The sequence below is a fragment of the Thermohalobaculum sp. genome, assembly GCF_058622915.1.
This window is the reverse complement of the sequence record NZ_JBZSYN010000028.1, coordinates 36417-55859: the sequence shown is the minus strand read 5'-3', so window position 1 is coordinate 55859 and position 19443 is coordinate 36417. Positions and strand designations below refer to the sequence as shown.

The 19443-nt window shown below is 71.0% G+C and carries 22 protein-coding genes; 9 read left to right on the top strand and 13 right to left on the bottom strand.

Translation table 11 applies throughout. From position 1 onward, the window contains the following. Positions 1–866 (top strand): AAA family ATPase (locus tag AC32QD_RS02530; RefSeq protein ID WP_492008908.1); only part of this gene is annotated, 866 nt, incomplete at its 5' end. 5 nt (positions 867–871) lie between these two features. On the opposite strand, the gene AC32QD_RS02525 is transcribed toward AC32QD_RS02530, so the two are convergent. Further along, on the bottom strand, positions 872–2179 hold the full coding sequence (locus AC32QD_RS02525; protein WP_492008907.1) for an esterase/lipase family protein: 1308 nt from the start codon (positions 2177–2179) through the stop codon (positions 872–874). Positions 2180–2337: 158 nt separating this feature from the next. Here AC32QD_RS02525 and AC32QD_RS02520 point away from each other — a divergent pair, with 158 nt between their 5' ends. The 3 genes from AC32QD_RS02520 to AC32QD_RS02510 all read left to right on the top strand — a co-directional run bounded on the left by AC32QD_RS02520 (position 2338) and on the right by AC32QD_RS02510 (position 5352). Next, positions 2338–3372, top strand: coding sequence for an RluA family pseudouridine synthase (locus tag AC32QD_RS02520; protein WP_492008906.1), 1035 nt, complete (start codon positions 2338–2340; stop codon positions 3370–3372). A gap of 172 nt (positions 3373–3544) precedes the next feature. Further along, positions 3545–4399, top strand: coding sequence for a penicillin-insensitive murein endopeptidase (gene mepA / locus AC32QD_RS02515; protein ID WP_492008905.1), 855 nt, complete (start codon positions 3545–3547; stop codon positions 4397–4399). Then, a complete protein-coding gene (locus AC32QD_RS02510) occupies positions 4396–5352 on the top strand; it encodes an esterase-like activity of phytase family protein (protein ID WP_492008904.1) in 957 nt (318 codons plus the stop codon). The genes mepA and AC32QD_RS02510 overlap by 4 nt, the downstream gene beginning before the upstream one ends. A 14-nt stretch (positions 5353–5366) precedes the next feature. Here the strand turns inward: AC32QD_RS02510 and AC32QD_RS02505 are convergent, their stop codons facing one another. Beyond that, complete coding sequence (locus AC32QD_RS02505) at positions 5367–6185, bottom strand: LOG family protein (RefSeq protein ID WP_492008903.1); 819 nt, start codon at positions 6183–6185, stop codon at positions 5367–5369. A 181-nt stretch (positions 6186–6366) separates the two neighbouring features. Here AC32QD_RS02505 and dapD point away from each other — a divergent pair, with 181 nt between their 5' ends. From dapD to dapE, 3 genes are read left to right on the top strand one after another with little or no spacing between them, the layout of a single operon-like run. Further along, positions 6367–7212 carry a 2,3,4,5-tetrahydropyridine-2,6-dicarboxylate N-succinyltransferase gene (dapD, locus tag AC32QD_RS02500; RefSeq protein ID WP_492008902.1) on the top strand — a complete coding sequence of 282 codons (846 nt, stop codon included), beginning with the start codon at positions 6367–6369 and terminating at the stop codon, positions 7210–7212. Further along, on the top strand, positions 7205–7531 hold the full coding sequence (locus AC32QD_RS02495) for a DUF8846 family protein (protein ID WP_492008901.1): 327 nt from the start codon (positions 7205–7207) through the stop codon (positions 7529–7531). Before dapD ends, AC32QD_RS02495 begins: the two co-directional genes overlap by 8 nt. A 3-nt stretch (positions 7532–7534) precedes the next feature. After that, on the top strand, positions 7535–8668 hold the full coding sequence (gene dapE / locus AC32QD_RS02490) for a succinyl-diaminopimelate desuccinylase (protein ID WP_492008900.1): 1134 nt from the start codon (positions 7535–7537) through the stop codon (positions 8666–8668). 62 nt (positions 8669–8730) lie between these two features. Here the strand turns inward: dapE and AC32QD_RS02485 are convergent, their stop codons facing one another. From AC32QD_RS02485 to AC32QD_RS02455, 7 genes are all read right to left on the bottom strand, one after another. Further along, complete coding sequence (locus AC32QD_RS02485) at positions 8731–9393, bottom strand: RraA family protein (protein ID WP_492008899.1); 663 nt, start codon at positions 9391–9393, stop codon at positions 8731–8733. Positions 9394–9488: 95 nt separating this feature from the next. Continuing rightward, complete coding sequence (locus AC32QD_RS02480) at positions 9489–9755, bottom strand: hypothetical protein (RefSeq protein WP_492008898.1); 267 nt, start codon at positions 9753–9755, stop codon at positions 9489–9491. A 148-nt stretch (positions 9756–9903) separates the two neighbouring features. Continuing rightward, entirely contained in the window at positions 9904–10419 is a 516-nt protein-coding gene (locus tag AC32QD_RS02475; RefSeq protein ID WP_492008897.1) for a CarD family transcriptional regulator, read from the bottom strand. A gap of 322 nt (positions 10420–10741) precedes the next feature. Then, entirely contained in the window at positions 10742–11080 is a 339-nt protein-coding gene (gene fdxA / locus AC32QD_RS02470; RefSeq protein ID WP_492008896.1) for a ferredoxin FdxA, read from the bottom strand. Positions 11081–11186: 106 nt separating this feature from the next. Continuing rightward, the gene (locus AC32QD_RS02465; protein ID WP_492008895.1) at positions 11187–11621 is read right to left on the bottom strand and encodes an RNA-binding S4 domain-containing protein; all 435 of its coding nucleotides are present in this window, start codon (positions 11619–11621) and stop codon (positions 11187–11189) included. A gap of 6 nt (positions 11622–11627) precedes the next feature. After that, positions 11628–14615, bottom strand: coding sequence for a helicase-related protein (locus AC32QD_RS02460; protein WP_492008894.1), 2988 nt, complete (start codon positions 14613–14615; stop codon positions 11628–11630). Between the two features lie 123 nt (positions 14616–14738). Then, a complete protein-coding gene (locus AC32QD_RS02455) occupies positions 14739–15389 on the bottom strand; it encodes a tetratricopeptide repeat protein (RefSeq protein ID WP_492008893.1) in 651 nt (216 codons plus the stop codon). A gap of 68 nt (positions 15390–15457) precedes the next feature. Here AC32QD_RS02455 and AC32QD_RS02450 point away from each other — a divergent pair, with 68 nt between their 5' ends. Both AC32QD_RS02450 and AC32QD_RS02445 read left to right on the top strand, forming a co-directional pair. Then, a complete protein-coding gene (locus AC32QD_RS02450) occupies positions 15458–15775 on the top strand; it encodes an SCP2 sterol-binding domain-containing protein (protein ID WP_492008892.1) in 318 nt (105 codons plus the stop codon). Between the two features lie 4 nt (positions 15776–15779). Then, positions 15780–16724 carry an alpha/beta fold hydrolase gene (locus AC32QD_RS02445; RefSeq protein ID WP_492008891.1) on the top strand — a complete coding sequence of 315 codons (945 nt, stop codon included), beginning with the start codon at positions 15780–15782 and terminating at the stop codon, positions 16722–16724. Between the two features lie 4 nt (positions 16725–16728). Here the strand turns inward: AC32QD_RS02445 and AC32QD_RS02440 are convergent, their stop codons facing one another. The 4 genes from AC32QD_RS02440 to AC32QD_RS02425 form a co-directional block, all read right to left on the bottom strand. Then, a complete protein-coding gene (locus AC32QD_RS02440; RefSeq protein ID WP_492008890.1) occupies positions 16729–17547 on the bottom strand; it encodes an inositol monophosphatase family protein in 819 nt (272 codons plus the stop codon). Positions 17548–17624: 77 nt separating this feature from the next. Next, a complete protein-coding gene (locus AC32QD_RS02435; RefSeq protein ID WP_492008889.1) occupies positions 17625–17990 on the bottom strand; it encodes a helix-turn-helix domain-containing protein in 366 nt (121 codons plus the stop codon). Between the two features lie 225 nt (positions 17991–18215). Next, complete coding sequence (locus AC32QD_RS02430) at positions 18216–18578, bottom strand: helix-turn-helix domain-containing protein (RefSeq protein WP_492008888.1); 363 nt, start codon at positions 18576–18578, stop codon at positions 18216–18218. A 443-nt stretch (positions 18579–19021) separates the two neighbouring features. Beyond that, complete coding sequence (locus AC32QD_RS02425) at positions 19022–19384, bottom strand: helix-turn-helix domain-containing protein (RefSeq protein ID WP_492008887.1); 363 nt, start codon at positions 19382–19384, stop codon at positions 19022–19024. Positions 19385–19443: the final 59 nt, after the last annotated feature.

The following is a 19443-nucleotide window of genomic DNA, read 5'->3' as shown; positions in this document are numbered from 1 at the left end:
TCGAGCTGAACGCGGCGCTGCTCTCCCGCGCCCAGGTGCTGAAGCTGAAGCGCCTCGAGGCCGCGGACCTCGAGCGGATCCTCGCCCGCGCCGAGGCGCAGGAGGGTGCACTGCCGCTGACGGACGAGGGCCGGCAGGCGCTGCTCGGGATGGCCGATGGCGATGGCCGCGTGCTGCTCAACCTGTTCGAGCAGGTCGAGGCCATCGCAGCCGGCGAGCGGCTTGAGGCCCCTCTCGGACCGGCGGATCTGGCGCACCGCCTGAGCCGCCGCGCGCCGGTCTACGACAAGGGCGGCGAGGGGCACTACAACCTGATCTCGGCGCTGCACAAATGCGTCCGCGGCTCGGACCCGGACGCCGCCCTCTACTGGCTCGCGCGCATGTTCGATGGCGGCGAGGACCCGCGCTATGTCGCGCGCCGGGTCACGCGCATGGCGATCGAGGACATCGGTCTGGCCGAACCCGAGGCGGTGCGCCTGTGCCTTGCCGCCTGGGAGACCTACGAGCGGCTCGGCTCGCCCGAGGGCGAGCTCGCCATCGCCGAGGCGGTGATCTACCTCGCGCTGGCGCCCAAATCGAATGCCGCCTACACGGCCTACGGGTCGGCGATGAAGCTTGCCCGGCGCACCGGTTCGCCCGAGCCCCCGGCGCACATCCTGAACGCGCCCACCCGGATGATGAAGGAGATGGGCTACGGCGAGGGCTATGTCTACGACCACGACGCCGAGGACGCGTTCTCGGGCCAGGACTACTTCCCCCAGGGCATGGCGCGGGCCGAGCTCTATCAGCCGGTCGAGCGCGGCTTCGAGCGCGAGCTGAAAAAGCGCCTCGACTGGTTCGCGAAGCGACGCAGCGGGCGCGAGTAGCCCCGCTATTTCCGGCGCAGGGAAAGGGGCGGCTTCCAGTCGGCCGACGCGACGCCCGGCGCCGGCCGGCCCCAGGTGTTCCGCTTCGGATCACCCCGTCCGGTGAGGTGTCGCGCCACAAGCCGGTGCAGCATGTTCATGTTTGGCATGATGCCGTGGAACCCGCCGATCTTGGTGGTCAGCGTGTTGCCGATTTCCCAGTAGCCGAAGTCGTCCGGGCTGACGCAGACCAGGCTCTCATAGGGCAGGAACGCGGGCACCGCGCCCGCGAAGTGCACGGTCCCGTCGCCGGTATGCCGCCGCGCCTCCACGTCCTGCGCGTTCCACTCGTTCATGCGGTCCTCCGAGCGCAGCCGGAAATACGGCTTGCCGCGCAGCAGGTCGACATGCATGCGCACCCGCGTCACCGAGTCGACGCCGATGACGCACAGCCAGCGGTCGTCGGCCAGACCCTTCTCGGCTAGGCTGAGCTTCTCGACCCGGGTGCGATAGTCTCGTGCCGTGGCCAGCATGCCGGCGAACAGCGTCTCCGCCTGGCCTCGCAACTCGGCCTTCCGGGGCGGCGGGGCGACCGCGTGGCGCCCGATGTAACTCGCCACCGTGTCGATGATCGAGGGCTGCCAGAGACGGATGTCGAAGGTCGAGCGCGGCAGGCCGCTCGCCGCCTCGACGCCGGTGTCGAACTTCGGCACCAGGTGGTAGAGCGCGGGAGTCACCCGGGCGGCCTCGCGCTCGCGCGAGCTCGGCGCCGAGCCGCCGAGATTGGCCGTGCCCGTGGTGACCTTGACCATCGCCTCGAACGAGCCCCGGAAGGGGCCGGCGAGCGTCGCCACCCTGTCGATCCTGCCGGCGCCGTAGCGCTCCACATAGCCCGCCACCACAAGGCAGCCCATGGAGTGCCCGACCAGGTTCACCTTCGGCGCGGCGCCGTAGCCGGCGCTGGCGTAGTGGCGCATCAGCCGGGTGCGGTCGATCACCTCGTCGACGAAGGCGGCCAGCCGCTCCTCTGCGCGCTCGAGCGGCTGGCGCCAGTCGTAGCCGAAGGGGTAGACGGGGACCGGCGCGTCCGGACCGTCGGCCAGGTTGAAGCGCAGCTCCTCGACCAGCTCCCTGTAGGCGATCTCGTAGATCTGGTCTGTGCGGATGCTGGCCGGCTCGCGCGCCTCGAAGCGCAGGTCGTCTGGATGCAGCTGAGTATGCGCGTAGTCCTTGCCGATCAGCGCCCAGATCGTCTCGGGCGGCAGCGGGTAGAAGTCGCGCAGATAGGTCGCCGTGATGCCGGGAACGACGATGACGGGACTTGGCGGTGGCATGGGCGTATCCCCTTTCTGGGTCGCTGGGCGAGCTCCCAGGATACCGCATGACGGATTAAGATTGCTTGCCCCGCGGCGCTGGCCTTGACGAGTTCGCCCGATTTGCGCACCTAGCCGGCACAGGCGCGGGCCAGGGGCCCGCAGGGCGGGGAAGCGACATGACCGGCGTGCAGCACCTGACCGTCGGGCCGGACGAGGCCGAGCAGCGCCTCGACCGGTTCCTGCGCCGCCGCTTCCCGCAGCTTACCCAGGGCTGGATCGCGCGCGTGTGCCGCCGCGGCGAGGTGCGCGTGGACGGCGGCCGCGCCAGGCCGGAGAGCCGCGTGGCGCCGGGGCAGGTGGTCCGCGTGCCGCCCCTGCCCGACCGACGCGAGGTGCCGGCCCCGCGGCCGGCGCCGTCGCCGAGTGCATCGGAGGCCGAGGCCCTGGCCGCCGCCGTGCTGTGGCGCGACGAGCAGGTGATCGTGCTGAACAAGCCGCCCGGGCTGGCGGTGCAGGGGGGCACCGGCCAGACGCGCCATCTCGGCGCGCTGCTGGCGGCGCTGCACTTCGGCCGCGACGAGGACCCGCGCCTGGTGCACCGGCTGGACAAGGATACCTCGGGGCTCCTGGTGCTGGCCCGCACCGGGCGGGCTGCCACGGCGCTGGGCCGATCGTTCCGCTCGCGCGCCGTGGAGAAAACCTATGTCGCCGTGGTCGCGGGGCGGCCGGAGCCGCTGGCCGGCATCATCCGCTACGGGCTGGTGAAGGCGGGTGGGCCCGGCGAGGGCGAGCGCATGCGCCCGGTGCATCCCGACGAGGTGCGCGGCACCGACGGCGCGCAATCGGCGGTCACCCAGTATTGCGTCATCGGCTATGCGGCCAAGCGGGCGGCCTGGGTGGCGCTCAGGCCGGTGACGGGGCGCACCCACCAGCTGCGCGCCCACATGGCGGCGCTGGGCTGCCCCATCGTCGGCGACGGCAAGTATGGCGGGCGCGGGCAGGAGAACCTGGGCTCGGGCTGGGGCGCCAGCCTGGGCGGCGCGCTGAGCCGCAAGCTGCACCTGCATGCCGCCAGGCTGAGCTTCCCCCACCCGGTGACCGGCGAGCGGCTGAGCTTCGCGGCGCCGCTGCCCGAGCACATGGCGCGGACCTTCGCCTTCTTCGGCTGGGACATCGCGGAGCTGCCCGAGCGGGTCTTCGAGGCCGTCTGAAGGCCGCAATCTCGGGCCCCGGCAGGGTGTGCACATTGCACATCTTCCTAAACCATTGAAATTACTCATAATAAAAAATGCACAATCGGATCACGTCTTTGCATCGAGAGATTGGCCTCGGCCGGCCGGGCCGGCATAATGCAGCCAGAGCAGCAGGCGGGTCGGGCAGGAGATGCGGGGCGCGATTTTCGCGGCAGTGCTGGCGGCGGTGGCGGTGCCGGGCCTGGCGAGAGCGGCGGGGACGGTCGCGGCGAGCGCCCGCTTTGCTGCCGTGGCGGCCCCGACGGCTGGCGCGCCGGCTCCGCACGGCACCTATACGAAAGGCTGCATCGGTGGCGCCGTGGCGCTGCCCCAGACCGGGCCCAACTGGCAGGCGGTGCGGCTCAGCCGCAACCGCGACTGGGGCGATCCGGCGACCATTGCCTTCATCGAGCGGCTGGGCCGGGAGGCGGCGGCGGCCGGCTGGCCGCGCATCCTGGTCGGCGACATCGGCCAGCCGCGCGGCGGGCCGATGCCGGGCAGCCACCGCTCGCACCAGATCGGGCTCGACGTCGACATCTGGCTGCGCATACCGGGCAAGGCGCCGCTCAGCCGCGCCGCGCGCGAGGAGATCGAGAGCGTCAGCCTGGTCGCCCCGGACGGCCGGGCCGTGAATGACGCCTGGCGGCCCCGGCACGCCGCGCTGATCCGCCTGGCCGCCGCCGACCCCGCCGTCGCCCGGGTCTTCGTCAACCCGGCGATCAAGAAGGTGCTGTGCGCGCGGGCGAGCGGGGCGGACACGCCCTGGCTTCGCAAGGTGCGGCCCTGGTGGGGCCATGCCGCGCACATACATGTGCGGCTCGCCTGCCCGGAGGGCGAGTCCGGCTGCGTGGCACAGGCGCCGCCGCCGCCGGGCAGCGGCTGCGGCGACCAGCTCGCCTGGTGGTTCACCGAGGCGGCGCGGCATCCCAAGCCGCCTGCGGAGCCGCCGGCCGAGATCACGCTGGCCGAGCTGCCGGCGGCCTGCCGCGCGCTGGTGGCGCAATGAGGCTGGGGCGCATCGTCCTCGCCGCGGCGATGGCCGTCTCGCTGGCCGGCGCCGGCCCGATCGTGGGCTGGCAGCGGGCGCTGCCCGACGGCGGGCGGCTCCATGTCGAGGCCGATCCGGTGTCGCTGCATGGCGGCAAGCTCCCGGGGCTCGAGGCCGACGGCGCCTGGGTGCTGCACAGTACGCACCCGAAATTCGGCGGCCTCTCGGCCCTGCATGTCGACGGCGACACGCTCTATGCGCTCACCGACCTCGGCTGGTGGTTCGGCGCCACGCTGGCCGTGCACGGCCGCAATCTGCGCCTCGAGGACGCCCGGCTGGCCCCCATGCTGGATGCCAACGGCAAGACCTACACCAAGGCCGGCGGCGACGCCGAGGGGCTTGCCGTGGTCGGCGACCGGCTGGCGGTGTCGTTCGAGGAGGACCACCGGGTCATGTTCCTCGGCCCGAACGGGCGTCTCGGCGACACGATCCATGCGCCCGGCTTCAAGAAGCTGCCCCCGAACAAGGGCCTCGAGGCGCTGGCGACGCTGCCCGACGGCCGGCTGCTCGGGCTGGCCGAGACCCGCGACGCGAGCGGCGTGCCGATCTTTCTGATCGATCCGGCCGGGACGGTGCGCGAGTCGCATCTGCCCCCGGTCAGCCGCCACGCCATGACCGGCGCCGATGTCGGCCCGGACGGCCGGCTCTACCTGGTGCTGCGCGACTTCTCGCTCTTCACCGGGCTCAGCATCCGCGTGATGCGCTACCGCCTCGGCAGCGACGACCTGCCCGTGCCCGCGAGCGCCGAGACGCTGGCAGCCTTCGAGCAGGGGGACGGCATAGACAACATGGAGGGGATCTCGCTCGAGCCGGCCCCGGGCGGGGGCATGTGGCTGTGGCTGATCTCGGACGACAACTTCAACGAGCCGCTGCAGCGCACGCTGCTCTTGCGCTTCAAGGTGCGCGAATAGGACCCCGCGCCCGCTCAGGCGATCTCCAGCGCCGTCCTGATGATGTCCCAGCCCTCGTCGGCACTCTCGACATAGTGGAAGAGATCGAGGTCCTCCGACGAGATGGTGCCGGATTCGGCCAGCGCCTCCCAGTTCACGATCTTCTCCCAGAAGACGCGGCCGAACAGCAGCACCGGCACCGGCTTCATGCGCCGGGTCTGGATCAGGGTCAGGGTCTCGAACAGCTCGTCCAGCGTGCCGAAGCCACCGGGGAACACCGCCACCGCCCGCGCGCGCATGAGGAAGTGCATCTTGCGGATGGCGAAATAGTGGAAGTTGAAGGAAAGCTCGGGCGTGACATAGCGGTTCGGCGCCTCCTCGCGCGGCAGCACGATGCCCATGCCGATGGTCTGCGCCCCGGCCTCGTGGGCGCCGCGGCTGCCGGCCTCCATGACGCCGGGGCCGCCGCCGGTGCAGACCACGAACTCGCGGTGGTTGCGCCGAACCGATTCCTCGCCCACGAGGCGCGCGAAGCGGACCGCCTCGTCGTAGAAGCGGCTGAGCTCGGCCAGCATCGGGGTGGAGGCGCCGTCGCGTTCCTCGGGCCGGGGAATGCGGGCGCCGCCGAACATCACCACGGTCGACTCGATCTGGCGTTGCTGCAGGATCTGCTCGAACTTCAAAAGCTCGAGCTGCAGGCGCACCGGCCGCGTCGAATCGCGCTCGAGGAAGTCGGGGTCGCGGAAGGCGAGCCGGAAGCTCGGCGACCGCGTCTGCGGCGTGTCGGGAAGCTGCTCGACCTTCCTCGCGTCCTCGTCCGCTGGCGGGAAAATTGACACGCGCTTGTCGTTCATGCATGGCCCTTGCTGTGCGGGATGCCGGCCGTGGGCCGTGTCCCCTGCCTACTGCCGGCACGACCGCTCTGCAATGCACAATTTCGCGCCGCTCGGGCGCGCTGGCGCATTGCGCCTGCGCCACGCGCGGCCTATAGGCAGGGCGGGATCCGACGGCTGCCGATGCACGGAGTGACGCGCCATGAGCCATGACGACCTGGCGGACGCCATCGAACGCGCCTGGGAGGGCCGCGAGCGCGTGACCCCCGCCACCGGCGGCGCCGTGCGCGAGGCCGTGGAGCGCGCGCTCGGGCTGATGGACCGGGGCGAGGCGCGCGTGGCCGAGCGCAGCCTGCGCGGCGACTGGACGGTGAACCAGTGGGCCAAGAAGGCGGTGCTGCTATCGTTTCGCCTCAACGACATGACGCCGATCGCGGGCGGGCCCGGCGGCGCGACCTGGTGGGACAAGGTGCCCTCGAAATTCGCCGGCTGGGGCGACGACCGCTGGCGCGAGGCGGGCTTTCGCGCGGTGCCGACGGCGGTGGTGCGCCGCTCGGCCTATATCGCGCCCGGCGTGGTGCTGATGCCCTCCTTCGTCAACCTCGGCGCCTATGTCGATTCGGGCACCATGGTGGACACCTGGGCGACCGTGGGCTCGTGCGCGCAGATCGGCCGGAACTGCCACATCTCGGGCGGCGCCGGCATCGGCGGCGTGCTCGAGCCGCTGCAGGCCGGTCCGGTGATCGTCGAGGACGGCTGCTTCATCGGCGCGCGCTCCGAGGTTGCCGAGGGGGTGATCGTGCGCGAGGGCTCGGTGCTGTCGATGGGCGTCTATCTCGGCGCCTCGACGCGCATCGTCGACCGCACCACGGGCGAGACCTTCATGGGCGAGGTGCCGCCCTATTCGGTGGTCGTCCCCGGCACGATGCCGGGCAAGCCGATGCCCGATGGCTCGGCGGGCCCGGGGCTCTACTGCGCCGTGATCGTCAAGCGGGTGGACGAGCGCACGCGCGCCAAGACCTCGATCAACGAGCTCCTGCGTGCCTGAGAACGGCGCGGACGCGGCCGAGGCGGTCTACATCCTTCTGGTCGAGACGGGCCGCGCCGAGGGCGACGGCCTGCCCGACGGGGCGGAGGGCGCGGCGCTGATGTGCTATGCCACGGGCCGCGACGAGCGCCAAGCCGTGGCCGAGACCGTGCGCGTCTTGCAACAGGCCGGCATGGCGCCCTTGGAGGTGACCTCATACGGCACGGGCGAGACCACCGAGCTCGAGCTCGACGACGACGCGCGGGCGCTGATGCACCGGGCGCTGGCCGAGAACGCGGTCATCGTGGCGCAGGTGACGGTGCTGGAGGAGGACGCCTGAGCGATGATCATCGATCCCGTGGAGCTGACCGCCGCGCTGCTTCGCTGCCCCTCGGTAACGCCTGAGGAGGGTGGCGCGATCGCGCTTTTGGAGCGGACGCTGGAGCCGCTCGGCTTTGTCTGCACGCGGATCAGCCGCGGCGGGGTCGAGAACCTCTATGCCCGCTGGGGCAGCGGCGACCGGGTCTTCGCATTCGCCGGTCACACCGACGTGGTGCCGCCGGGCGACCGCGCGGCCTGGCGGCTCGATCCCTTCGGCGGCACGGTCTCGGACGGCTGGCTGTGGGGCCGCGGCGCCGTCGACATGAAGTCCGGCGTCGCCGCCTTCGTCGCTGCCGCGGCCGAGTTCGCGCAGGGCAATCCAAAGGGCTCGGTCGCGCTGATCGTCACCGGCGACGAGGAGGGCGAGGCGACCGACGGCACGGTGGCGATCCTCGACTGGATGCGCGCGCGGGGCGAGAGCGCCGATTTCTGCCTGGTGGGCGAGCCCACCTCGGCGGTGCGGCTCGGCGACACGGTGAAGATCGGCCGGCGCGGCTCGCTGTCGGGCCGGCTCACGCTCAATGGCCGGCAGGGTCACTCGGCCTATCCCGAGCGCGCGGCCAATCCGCTGCCGGCGCTGGCCCGGATCTGCGCCGCCCTCGTTCAAACGCCGCTCGACGAGGGGTCGGAGCATTTCCAGCCCTCGACGCTGGCGCTGACCTCGATCGACACCGGAAACCCCGTCGCCAACGTCATCCCGGCCACGGCCAGCGCCCGGTTCAACATCCGATTCAACGACCTGCACAGCTCGACGCGCCTGAAGGCCCGCGTCGACGAGATCGTCCGGGGCGCGCTCGAGGGCTCGGAAATCAGCGCCGAGCTTGACTGGGCCACCGCCAGCGAGAGCTTCCTGACCAAGCCCGACGCCGGGGTCGAGGCGGTGGTCAACGCTATCGCCGAGGCCACCGGGTCGCGGCCGCAGCTCTCCACCGGTGGCGGCACCTCGGATGCCCGCTTCATCAAGGACCTGTGCCCGGTGATCGAGTTCGGCCTGGTCGGCGAGCGCATGCACGCCGTGGACGAGCGCGTGCCCGTGGAGCAGGTGAGCGCGCTGGCCGGCATCTATCTGGGTGTCTTGCGCCGGTTCTTCGCCTGAACGGCCGCGACCGGGACGGACGGCAAGCGCGCCGGCCGCCGGCCTGCCTCGGCCGGCCCGCCTCAGTCGGCCAGCCCTGGCTCGGGGATGCCCATCTGGTCGGCGAGCAGCGTGCCCCGCTCGAGCCGCTCGAGCGCGGCCGTCTCCTGCGCCAGCTTCTCGCGGCAGGCGGCGAGCACGACCTGCGCCTGCCCGAGCGGCACGACAGCCACGCCGTCGTCGTCGCCGAGCACGATGTCGCCGGGCGAGACGGCGCAACCGGCACAGGCGATGACGCCGTCGATCGTGCCGCCAAAGCCCTTGTGCGGCCCAGCCGGCACCGCCGCCGCGGCGAAGCAGGCAAAGCCGAGCGCGCGGATCTCGGCCACGTCGCGCACGGCGCCGTCGAGCACGACGCCGGCGACCTCGCGCGTGAGCGCCGCGCGCGTGAGCAGCCCGCCCCACAGCGCCGTGTCCGGATGGCCCCCGGTGGCCGTGACCAGCACCTCGCCCGGCCGCACCAGCCGCAGCACCGCGTGCAGCGCGCTGTTGTCGCCGACCATGCAGGCGACGGTGCGCGCCTGGCCGACCAGCCGCGTGCCCGGCGCCAGCGGCTTGATCGCCGCGCCCAGCGTCCGCGCGCGGTTCATGCAGTCCGAGGCGATCGCGGTGGGAATCTCCGCCCATTCGGCGAGGGCCTCGGGACCGAGGGGCTCGAAGCGATCGCGATGGCGCAAAAGGGGCATGGGCAGGGCTCCGTCCAGATCGGGCGTCGCGGCCGCCTGGAGCGGCCGGGTGTTGTGGCTTGCGCCTGGGCGCCGGGACGGCGCCGCGCCGGAGCTTAGCTCGACCGGCAGGTGCCGAGCGTGGCCAACTCGGAAAGCCGCTTCTTGGCCTGGTCCTCGGTGTCGTAGGGGCCGCCTGCCACATGGGCCGAGGCGGTCGCGTACTGGCCGTTGACCTGGATCACCACGGCGGTCCAGCAATTGGAGCTGTGGGGGTTGCGCAGCACGACCCACTTGCCCCCGTTGGCGGGGGCCGCCTGCGGCGCCTGTGCCGCGAGCAGGCCGAGCATGGCCACGGCGAGCAGGATTGTCAGTCTTTTCATGATCGTTCACTCGTACGGAATGGGAAATCACGCCAACCGGCATAACGCTGGGACCGCAGGGCCGCAACGTCTAAGCGGCGCGCGCATGCGAAAAGCCCGCCGGACCGGCCGGCGGGCCATGCGTCGCGGGACACGGGATGCGCGCCGCTCAGGCGGCCTTGGCCTGAAGCACGGCCTCGACCTTGGCGGCGGCGCGGCTCTCGTCGAGGCGCTCGACGGCGGCAAGCTCGCGCGTCAGCCGCTCGCGCGCCGCCTCGTAGAGCTGGCGCTCGGAATAGGACTGCTCGGGCTGGTCGCCGGCGCGGTAGAGGTCGCGCACGACCTCGGCGATGGCGATCAGGTCGCCCGAGTTGATCTTTTGCTCGTATTTCTGGGCGCGGCGCAACCACATGGCGCGCTTCACCCGGGCGCGTCCCTTCAGCGTGTCGAGCGCCTTGGCCACGCGGTCGGGGCTCGACAGCGAGCGCATGCCGATCGAGGAGGCCTTCGCCGTGGGCACGCGCAACGTCATCTTGTCCTTGTCGAACGAGATGACGAACAACTCCAGCTTCGTGCCGGCAACCTCCTGCTGTTCGATCGACATGATCTTGCCGACGCCGTGCGTCGGGTAGACGACGTACTGGTTGGGGCGAAACTCGGAAGTCGTGTAGCTCTTCTTCGACATGCTCTCTCCAGTTGGACGCCCATTCCTTCCCGCGGCCCCACCAACCCGCATGGAAAGAAGTCATTTATCCCGGCGCTTCAGCGAACGGGGAATATCGTTTTTGTCGTCACAAAACACCTCCCGCCGAAAGCCGGTCGCCCGGCGGAGGTTGAGGTGTTGTGCGACATTTGTGTAACAGATTCGGAGCCGAATTTCCATCCCCTGCGACGTTTGGGCGCTGAGAATCGCGCAATTCTTTGCGACCTGCGGCCCCAATCTCAGGTTACCCGCTCAGGTTGAGTCTGGATTGGCGCCCGCGCGCCGCCACCCCACGGGGCGGGGCTCAGTCGCCTTCGCCGGGCGCTTCGGAGAAGTATTTCTCGAGCTTGCCCTCGACGCCGTCGAACGACTCGGCATCGGGCGGCGGATCGCGCTTGATCGTGATGTTCGGCCAGGCCTCGGAGTATTTCAGGTTGAAGGTGACCCATTCCTCCATCTTGGGCTCGGTGTCCGGCTTGATCGCCTCGGCCGGGCATTCCGGCTCGCACACGCCGCAGTCGATGCACTCGTCGGGATGAATGACGAGCATGTTCTCGCCCTCGTAGAAGCAGTCAACCGGGCAGACCTCGACGCAGTCCATGTACTTGCAGCGGATGCAGTTGTCGGTCACCACGTAGGTCATCGTCGGGTCTCCTGGATCGGATCCTACGGCGCCGGAACAGAACCGGCCGGCGCGGCTTTCCCGCCGCGCCTGTCTGCCGGGGTATTAGGCGCGCGAGGCGCGGCCTTCAAGGGAGGTCGCGGCGCAAAGCGTCGATTTTTCGCCGCGCTTTCTTGGTCGGCCGGCCGCTGCCCGGATCGCGTCTGGGCACCGGCGAGGCGGTCACAGCCCCGGTTGCATCGCCGGTTGCATCGCCGGTTGCATCCCTGGCCGAAGCCGGCGGCGCGAGCTCGGCATAGAGCTCCGCCGCCTCGCGCGCGGGGCCGCGCCGCGCGCCCAGCGCGAGGATGCGCACCACCCGGATCCGGCGGCCCTGCGGGAAGGTCAGCACGTCGCCCGGCCGCACTGTCTGCGCCGGCTTGAGCGCGTGCGCGCCGTTGATCCGCAGGCGGCCCGACCCGGCGAGCTGGGCGGCCAGCCCGCGCGTGCGGAAGAAGCGCGCGTGCCACAGCCACTTGTCCACGCGCAGCTTGTCTGCGGTCTCGGGCGCGGCCTGCGTCATGCGGCGCTACTTGACCTTCAGCTCCCTGAGGATGGCGAAGGGACTGTCGGGGTCGATGGGCTTGTCCTCGCGGCGCCGCCGGCCCGCCTTGGCGCTGGGTTTGGGGCTCTCGCCCTGCCCGCCGCGCGGACCCTTGACCATCGCGCCTTTGCCCTTGGCACCCTTGCCCGGGCCGCGCGCCCGGCGTGCGCCGCGGGGGGCCTGGTCCTCGCCCTCCGCCCGGCGCCGGTTCGGAGGTCCGCGGCGCTGGCGGAACACGTAGTAGACCTCGGTCCCGGTCTCGGTCTCTGGGTCCGGCTTGGGCTCGGTGGTGGGGGTCGTCTCGCTGCCCTCGGGCGCGGCCTCGGTGGCCTCGGCGCCCGGCTCGGGCTGGTCCTCCCCGGTCGCAGCCGCGGCGGGCGATGCGGCCGCGGTCATGGCCTCGACTGTGGCGCCCGATTGCGTCTCCCTGCCGGCGGCGGCCGCCATGGTCTCCTCCGCGGTCTCCGCCGCGATCTCCACCGCGCCCGCGGGGGCGGCGCCGGGCGCGGCCTCCGTCCCCTCCGCGGGGGGTGTCCCGGACGGCGCGCCGTTCCCCGCCGTCGCGGATCGGGCGGGGCGCGGGCGCTCGCCGCGCTCGGCGTCGTAGCCGAGCCCCTTCATCAGCTCGGCGAACTGCTCGAGCGTGCAGCCGGTGATCGAGAGCATGTCGGGCGTCGCCTCGAACCCGGCCCGCGCGTCCATCGGGCGGATCAGGTCGGCGAGCCGCTCCAGCATGTCGATGCGCAGCGCGCGCGGGCCGCACAGCCGATAGCCCACCTTCTCGTAATAGCCCTTCGGCGCGTCCTCGACCGCGGGGATCGTGACCAGGCCCGGCGGCGGCACGTCGGGCACCGCCTCAAAGCCCTCCCACAGGCTCCACAGGATCAGCCGCAGCCGGGTCGGCGCCGGCTTGAGCAGCGCCGGCATGAACACGTGGTGCTGGCCGAAACGCACGCCGTGCTTTCTCAGCTGCGCGCGCTCCTCCTGGCCCAGCGCCTTGACGTCCTCGGCGACCTGGCGGCGCGGCACCACGCCCATGGCCTCGGCGACCTGGAAGGCGACACCGCGGGCGAGGCCGGTGATCGTCTCGTCGGCGCGCATTTGCAGGATCGGCTCGAACTGCGTGTTGATGCGCCGCTGCACCCAGTGGCCGAGCCGCCGTTCGACCTTCTCGGCCACCGCGGGCTCGGCGAGGTCGTCGACGAAGGGCCGAACCTTCGGCGCCAGAAGGCTGTCGCCCTTCTCGAGCCGTCCGACCGCGTCGGTGCCCCACATCAGGCCGCCCTGGTCGGTCAGCTCGATCTCGGTGTCGGGGCTGCCGTAGAGCCGGTCGGCGCGGCGACCGAGCTCGGCCTTGAGCGCCGTCAGGCCGGCCGAGCGCAGCATGCGCCCCTCCTCGTGATGCGCGCTCTCGTCCACGGTGAAGCGGAAGCCGTCGAGCCGGCCGACGAAATGGCCCTCGACGCTCACTTCGCCGTTGTCGTTCACTTCGGCCACGAGCTGTTCCTTCTGCTTCAGGCGGCGCATCAGCACGCTGGTGCGCCGGTCGACGAATCTCTGTGTCAGCCTCTCGTGCAACGCCTCGGAAAGCCGGTCCTCGACCTCTTGGGTCCGCTCCCGCCAGCACTCGGGATCCTCGAGCCAGCGGGCCCGGTTGGCGACGTAGGTCCAGGTGCGGATATACGCCAGGCGCTTCGAAAGCGCGTCGATGTCGCCGTCCACCCGATCGATCCGCTCCACCTGCGTCGCCATCCAATCCGCCGGTATTACGCCACGATCGGCCAGCAGGAAACGGAAAATCCGCGACAAAAGTGTGGCGTGGTCGCCCGAGGCGGTCTTGCGATAGTCCGGAATCTGGCACACGTCCCATAACAGCCGCACCCGATCGCCGCGGTCGCCAAGCGCCCGGATCTCCGGGTCCAGCCATAGACGTTTGAGGGCCGCGAGATCTTCCGCCTCGCGCGCGCGCACCAGCCCCGGCGCGTCGGGCGCGGCCTCGAGGCTGCGAATCAGCGCCGGCACCGTGACGTAGTCGAGATCGGCGTTGCGCCACATCAGCCGCTCGAGCGGCTTGAAGTGGTGGTTCTCGATCGCCTGCACCGCTTCGGGCTCCATCAGCCGCGCCTCGCCGGTCACCCCGAAGGTGCCGTCGCGGGTGTAGCGCCCGGCGCGGCCGGCGATCTGCGCCAGCTCGTTGGGCTCGAGCCGGCGGTGGCGGCGTCCGTCGAACTTGGCCAGCCCGGCGAAGGCGACATGGTCGATGTCCATGTTCAGCCCCATGCCGATGGCATCGGTGGCCACGATGTAGTCCACGTCGCCCTGCTGGTAGAGCGCGACCTGGGCATTGCGCGTGCGCGGGCTGAGCGCGCCCAGCACCACCGCGGCACCGCCGCGCTGGCGGCGGATCAGCTCGGCGATGGCATAGACCTGGTCGACCGAGAAGGCGACCACGGCGGTGCGCGGCTTGAGCCGCGAGATCTTGGCGGGCCCCGAATAGCTCAGGGTCGAGAAGCGCTCGCGCCCGTCGAAGCGCGCGCCCGGCACCAGGCTCGCGATCCGCCCGCGCATGTTGTCCGAGCCCATGAACAGCGTCTCACGGCGTCCGCGCGCATGCAGCAGCCGGTCGGTGAAGACGTGGCCGCGCTCGGGGTCTGCGGCGAGCTGAATCTCGTCCACCGCCACGAAGTCGGCCTCCATCCCCAGCGGCATGGCCTCGACGGTGCACACATAATAGCGTGCGCGGGCCGGCTGGATCTTCTCCTCGCCGGTGATCAGGGCGACCTCTCGCGGGCTGCGCACGGCGCAGATGCGGTCATAGATCTCGCGTGCCAGCAATCGCAGCGGCAGGCCGATGACGCCGCTGCCGCGCGCCAGCATGCGCTCGACCGCGTAATGCGTCTTGCCGGTGTTGGTCGGGCCGAGGATCGCGGTGATGGTGCCGCGCTCCGGCGTCTCGTCGGGCAGATATCTCAACGGGGTGGGAACCTTTTGCTGCGTCCCGCCATGGGGTCGGTCGGGGACGTCTCGCACTTCAGATAAGGTCGCGGGTCGGTCCCGGGCAAGGCCCCGGCGCCCCGGCGGCCGCGGCGCAGCGGCTCAAAGCGGGCGTCCCTCCACGTCGGGTGCCAGCCGCTTGACCGCCTCGGCGGCGCCGGGAAGGTTCGGATCGATGCGCAGCGCCGCCTTGTAGGCCGCGTAGGCGCCCTTGTTGTCGCCGAGCCTCTCGAGGATCGTGCCGAGCCCCGCCAGTGCCCCGAATTGCCGCGGCTCCAGCGCCAGCGTGCGCTCGATGTCGGCCACCGCGCGGCCGTACTCGCCCAGCCTGAAATAGACCGTCGCGCGCCTGTTCCAGCCTTCGGCGAACCCTGGGTCGAGGCGCACCAGATCGTCGAGGAAGCTGAGGGCGAGATCGGAGTCGCCATTCTGCAGCGCCTTGTCCGCCCTTTGCAGCAGCAGGTCCATGGAGGGCGAGCCGCTGTGCGACCAGATGCGCCAGATCTGGTCCTGCACGTCCAGCCAGTCGGTGCTGTCGGGCTTGGCCAGCCGGGCGAACAGGGAATCGAGCCGCGCCTTGCGCTGCGCCGCTTCCTCGGCGGGCGAGGCGGGGAGCGCGGCGGGGCCTGGCTGCGGCGCCGCCTGGCCCGGGCTTTCCGCGGCCGCTGCGGCGGGCTGCGCCGCCACCGAGGCGCCGGGCGACAGGGCGCCGAGCAGCACGCCGGCAATGGATATTTTGCGGAAAATGGACATCTTCTGATCATAGGCTTGACATGGGGATGTGAAAAGAGCGTCAAGGCAGGGTCTGAGAGGATTGCGGGATGAGCGAAGGGCGCATGGGCAAGGCACTCGACGCGGCGGCCGCGACGCTCCGGGCGCGCCTCGGCGGGGAGCCATTCGACGGCGCCGTGCATTTCGAGATCGAGGGCGAGGGCGTGATCTGCGTCGCCGGACGCGAGGTGAGCACGGCACCCGACCCCGGGGCGGACCTGCCCGACGTCACCATTTCTGCGACGCTGGAGACCTTCCGCCAGGTCTTCGAGGGCGTGCTGTCGCCCGCCACCGCCTTCATGACCGGCAAGATGCGTGTCGAGGGAGATTTCAGCACCGCGCTCAAGCTGGGTCAGCTGCTCGGCTGAGCGGGTGGCGCGCTGCCTCGACCTGCCGCCGGGCGGCCGCGCCTGGGACGAGACGCTCGCGCTCGAGGCCGAGGACGGGCTGGCGTTGCGCGGCGCGTTGTGGTGCGCCGATGCGGCCGGGACGGTGCCGCGCGGCCATGTGCTGGTGCTCCAGGGACGCACCGAGTTCCTCGAGAAGTTCAGCGTCGCCGCCGCGCAGCTGGTCGCGCGCGGCTTCTCCGTCGCCAGCCTCGACTGGCGCGGGCAGGGGCGCTCGGACCGGCTCATCGCCAACCCGCTGAAGGGCCATGTCGGCCGCTTCACCGACTATCATCGCGACCTGGCCGCCCTGATGCGGCACGGCGAGGTCGCCGGGCTCGCCGGCCCGCGGCTGGTGCTGGCGCACTCGATGGGGGCCGCCATCGCACTTGGCGCGGTGCTGCGGGGCAGGGCGGCGCCCAAGGCCATGATCCTCTGCGCGCCGATGTTCGCGATCGTGATGACTCCATTCCAGCGGGCGCTCGCGAGTCTGATGCTGCCGCTCGCCCCGGCGCTTGGCGCCGGCGCCTGCTGGCCGCCGCTGCCGGGCGCCGCCACGCCTTACGTGTTCAGCGGTTTCGAGGGCAATCTGCTGACCGGCGACCGGGCGGCATTCGCGTGGATGGTCGAGGCGCTGCGCCGCGAGCCGATGCTGCGCATGGGGATGCCGACCCTGGGCTGGCTCTCGGCGGCCCGGGCCGAGCTTCGCTGGCTGCGCCGGCAGGGGCCACTCGAGATCCCCGGGCTTTGCCTGCTCGGCAGCGAGGAGAACGTCGTCGAGCCGGCCGCGGTGCGCGCCGGGGCCAGGCGGCTGGAGATCTCGCTTGAGGAGATCGCCGGCGCCCGCCACGAGCTCCTGCTCTCGGCCGAGCCGGCGCGCGCCCGGGTCTGGGCGGCGATCGACCGCTTTCTGGCGCAGCAGGGTCTCTAGCGGCTCACGCCGCGTGCGCGCGCAGGATGTCGAGGGCCGCGGCGTGCACCGCCGGGTCGCCCGCCGCGATCACCTGCCCGCCGCGGCGGCAGTCGCCGCCCTGCCAGTCGGTGACGATGCCCCCCGCCGCCTCGACCACCGCCTTGGGCCCGGCGATGTCGAAGGCCTTCAGCCCGGCCTCGTTCACCAGGTCCACATGGCCCAGCGCCAGCAGCGCATAGGCATAGCAGTCGACGCCGTAGCGGGCCAGGCGCACGCGCGCCTCGACCTGGCGAAAGCCCTCCCATTCGGCGGGCGAGAACATCTGCGGGCTGGTGCTGTAGAGCGTCGCGCCGGCCAGGCCCGGGCAGCGGCGCACGCGCAGCGGCTGGCTCTCGCCCCGCAAGCTCAGCCAGGCGCGCGGGGCGTGGCGCGCGTTGATGCCGACGAAACGCTCGCCGATATGCGGCTGGTCGATCACGCCGACCCGCACCGCCTCGCCGTCGTCGAGCCCGATCAGCACCCCCCAGGTCGGCAGGCCCGAGATGAAGGCGCGGGTGCCGTCGATCGGGTCGATCACCCAGGTCAGGCCCGAGCTGCCGGCCCGTGGCGCCTCCTCCTCGCCGAGGATGCCGTCGGCGGGGCGCTCGGTGGCGAGGATGGCGCGAATTGCCGCCTCGGCGGCGCGGTCCGCCGCGGTGACCGGGTCGAAGGCCCCGTCCGCCCCCTTGTCGTCGGTGTCCAGGCCGCGCTGGCGGAAATAGGGCAGGCAGGCGCCGCCGCCGGCGTCTGCCAGACGGCAGGCCAGGTCGGCGAGGTCGGCGAGGTCTGTGTCGCTGAGCATGGGATCCGGGGCAGGGGCGCAACCGGCCCCTTCTGCCCGTCGCGCGGGGCGGCGTCAACGGTCCCGGGCGGCGGGCCTCAGCCGACCTTGGCGCCGAGCGTGCGGGCGAGCTCGAACAGGTTTTGCCGCTGCTGCTCGGGCATGGCGGAGAAGGTGCGCACCAGCTCGATCGCCTCGCGGTCGGCCAGGATTTCCTTGGCCGCCTGGGCGTCCGCGGAGGCGCCGCTGGCCAGGCCCTCGTAGAAGAACGCCACGGGCACGCGCAGGACGCAGGCGATGTCGAACAGCCGGCTGGCGCTCATGCGGTTCTCGCCGGTCTCGTATTTCTGGATCTGCTGGAAGCGAATGCCGACCTGCTCGCCGAGCTGCTGCTGGGTCAGTCCCAGCATCCACCGCCGCTGGCGCACGCGCTGTCCGACATGAACGTCTACCGGATGCGGCATCCCACCCCCTACTGCTGATACGCAACTCCACCAGCGCAGAAGAATTGGCGGGGAATCGGGTATTTCTGTGGCGCGCGCGATGCTTACCCGGCAATTCTTGAAATTCGGTAACGGCAGCCCGGCACCACAACGCCCGGTTTCATCGGGCACCGATCACCCCTTGGAAACGGCTGCCCGGGCCCCGTCGCCGGAGCCCGGGCCCCCCAACCCCCCCGCCGGGCCCGCTCAGGCTGCGTCGCTGAGCACGCGCGCCAAGTCGAACAGCCGCCGGCGCTGCGTCTCGGGAATGGCGTAATAGGTCCGCACCAGGTCAAGCGCCTCCTTGTCGGTCAGGATGTCGCTGCGCGCCTCGTCCGAATCCGGCACCTGGCCCGCGAGACCCTCGAAGAAGAACGCCACCGGCACCTCGAGCGCAGCCGCGATGTCCCACAGGCGGCTCGAGCTGACCCGGTTCGCCCCCGTCTCGTATTTCTGGATCTGCTGGAACTTTATGCCCACCTGGTCCGCGAGCTGCTGCTGGGTGATGCCGAGCATCCAGCGCCGTTGCCGGATTCTCTGGCCCACATGCACGTCAACCGCCTTTGGCATCGACTCTCTCCCTCCTTGAAGTCGTCCCCAACGAGGTAGATTGCCGATTGAATCTTGGTGAATCTGTGACATGGTTATAGTTATATTTACCAAGATACGCATGTGCGCTAGTCGCGCCAAGTCGACTCGACCATAAGTTGAAAAAATGGTGAGATTCGTTTTTGTCTGAAACGATTCAACAACCTGGACTGGCGGCAACCGCAATCGACTCCCGCGCCAAGCGTTGCTTTCCGTCTCTGTGCGAAACTGATTCGCGGGCATCCGGGCCGGGTTTGGCGGCCGCCCGGAACCGATTTGCCCGGAACCGACTTGCCCGGAACCGACTTGCCCGGAACCGACTTGCCCGGAATCGACTTGCCCGGAATCGACTTGCCCGGAATCGAACGGGCTCCGGCAGCCGGAGCCCGTCTCAGTCTTGCTAAGCCGGGAATGTCAGGTGCGGCTCAGGCCGCGTCGCTGAGGACGCGCGCCAGGTCGAACAGCCGCCGGCGCTGTGCTTCCGGGATCGAGTAATAGGCGCGCACCAGGTCGAGCGCCTCCTTGTCGGTCAGGATGTCGCCACGGGCCTCGCCCGTGTCGCTGACCTGACCCTCGAGCCCCTCGAAGAAGAAGGCCACCGGCACCTCGAGCACCGCCGCGATGTCCCACAGCCGGCTGGAGCTGACCCGGTTGGTCCCGGTCTCGTATTTCTGGATCTGCTGGAACTTGATACCCACACGTTCCGCAAGCTGCTGCTGGGTCATGCCAATCATCCACCTGCGCTGGCGAACCCGCTGCCCGACATGTACGTCTACTGGATGCCTCATTTGTATTTGTCCCCGTTCCAGGTCACCCACCCTCACATGTGCCTCTCCCAAGGCGGGGC

What these genes read in the sequence shown, in the direction of transcription:
- AC32QD_RS02465 (WP_492008895.1), bottom strand. Translation starts at nt 11,621, where the DNA reads ATGACGCAGGCCGCGCCCGAGACCGCAGACAAGCTGCGCGTGGACAAG.
- AC32QD_RS02505 (WP_492008903.1), bottom strand. Translation starts at nt 6,185, where the DNA reads ATGAACGACAAGCGCGTGTCAATTTTCCCGCCAGCGGACGAGGACGCG.
- AC32QD_RS02485 (WP_492008899.1), bottom strand. Translation starts at nt 9,393, where the DNA reads ATGCCCCTTTTGCGCCATCGCGATCGCTTCGAGCCCCTCGGTCCCGAG.
- AC32QD_RS02450 (WP_492008892.1), top strand. Translation starts at nt 15,458, where the DNA reads ATGAGCGAAGGGCGCATGGGCAAGGCACTCGACGCGGCGGCCGCGACG.
- AC32QD_RS02480 (WP_492008898.1), bottom strand. Translation starts at nt 9,755, where the DNA reads ATGAAAAGACTGACAATCCTGCTCGCCGTGGCCATGCTCGGCCTGCTC.
- AC32QD_RS02440 (WP_492008890.1), bottom strand. Translation starts at nt 17,547, where the DNA reads ATGCTCAGCGACACAGACCTCGCCGACCTCGCCGACCTGGCCTGCCGT.
- AC32QD_RS02425 (WP_492008887.1), bottom strand. Translation starts at nt 19,384, where the DNA reads ATGAGGCATCCAGTAGACGTACATGTCGGGCAGCGGGTTCGCCAGCGC.
- dapE (WP_492008900.1), top strand. Translation starts at nt 7,535, where the DNA reads ATGATCATCGATCCCGTGGAGCTGACCGCCGCGCTGCTTCGCTGCCCC.
- dapD (WP_492008902.1), top strand. Translation starts at nt 6,367, where the DNA reads ATGAGCCATGACGACCTGGCGGACGCCATCGAACGCGCCTGGGAGGGC.
- AC32QD_RS02475 (WP_492008897.1), bottom strand. Translation starts at nt 10,419, where the DNA reads ATGTCGAAGAAGAGCTACACGACTTCCGAGTTTCGCCCCAACCAGTAC.
- fdxA (WP_492008896.1), bottom strand. Translation starts at nt 11,080, where the DNA reads ATGACCTACGTGGTGACCGACAACTGCATCCGCTGCAAGTACATGGAC.
- AC32QD_RS02525 (WP_492008907.1), bottom strand. Translation starts at nt 2,179, where the DNA reads ATGCCACCGCCAAGTCCCGTCATCGTCGTTCCCGGCATCACGGCGACC.
- AC32QD_RS02520 (WP_492008906.1), top strand. Translation starts at nt 2,338, where the DNA reads ATGACCGGCGTGCAGCACCTGACCGTCGGGCCGGACGAGGCCGAGCAG.
- AC32QD_RS02455 (WP_492008893.1), bottom strand. Translation starts at nt 15,389, where the DNA reads ATGTCCATTTTCCGCAAAATATCCATTGCCGGCGTGCTGCTCGGCGCC.
- AC32QD_RS02435 (WP_492008889.1), bottom strand. Translation starts at nt 17,990, where the DNA reads ATGCCGCATCCGGTAGACGTTCATGTCGGACAGCGCGTGCGCCAGCGG.
- AC32QD_RS02510 (WP_492008904.1), top strand. Translation starts at nt 4,396, where the DNA reads ATGAGGCTGGGGCGCATCGTCCTCGCCGCGGCGATGGCCGTCTCGCTG.
- mepA (WP_492008905.1), top strand. Translation starts at nt 3,545, where the DNA reads ATGCGGGGCGCGATTTTCGCGGCAGTGCTGGCGGCGGTGGCGGTGCCG.
- AC32QD_RS02430 (WP_492008888.1), bottom strand. Translation starts at nt 18,578, where the DNA reads ATGCCAAAGGCGGTTGACGTGCATGTGGGCCAGAGAATCCGGCAACGG.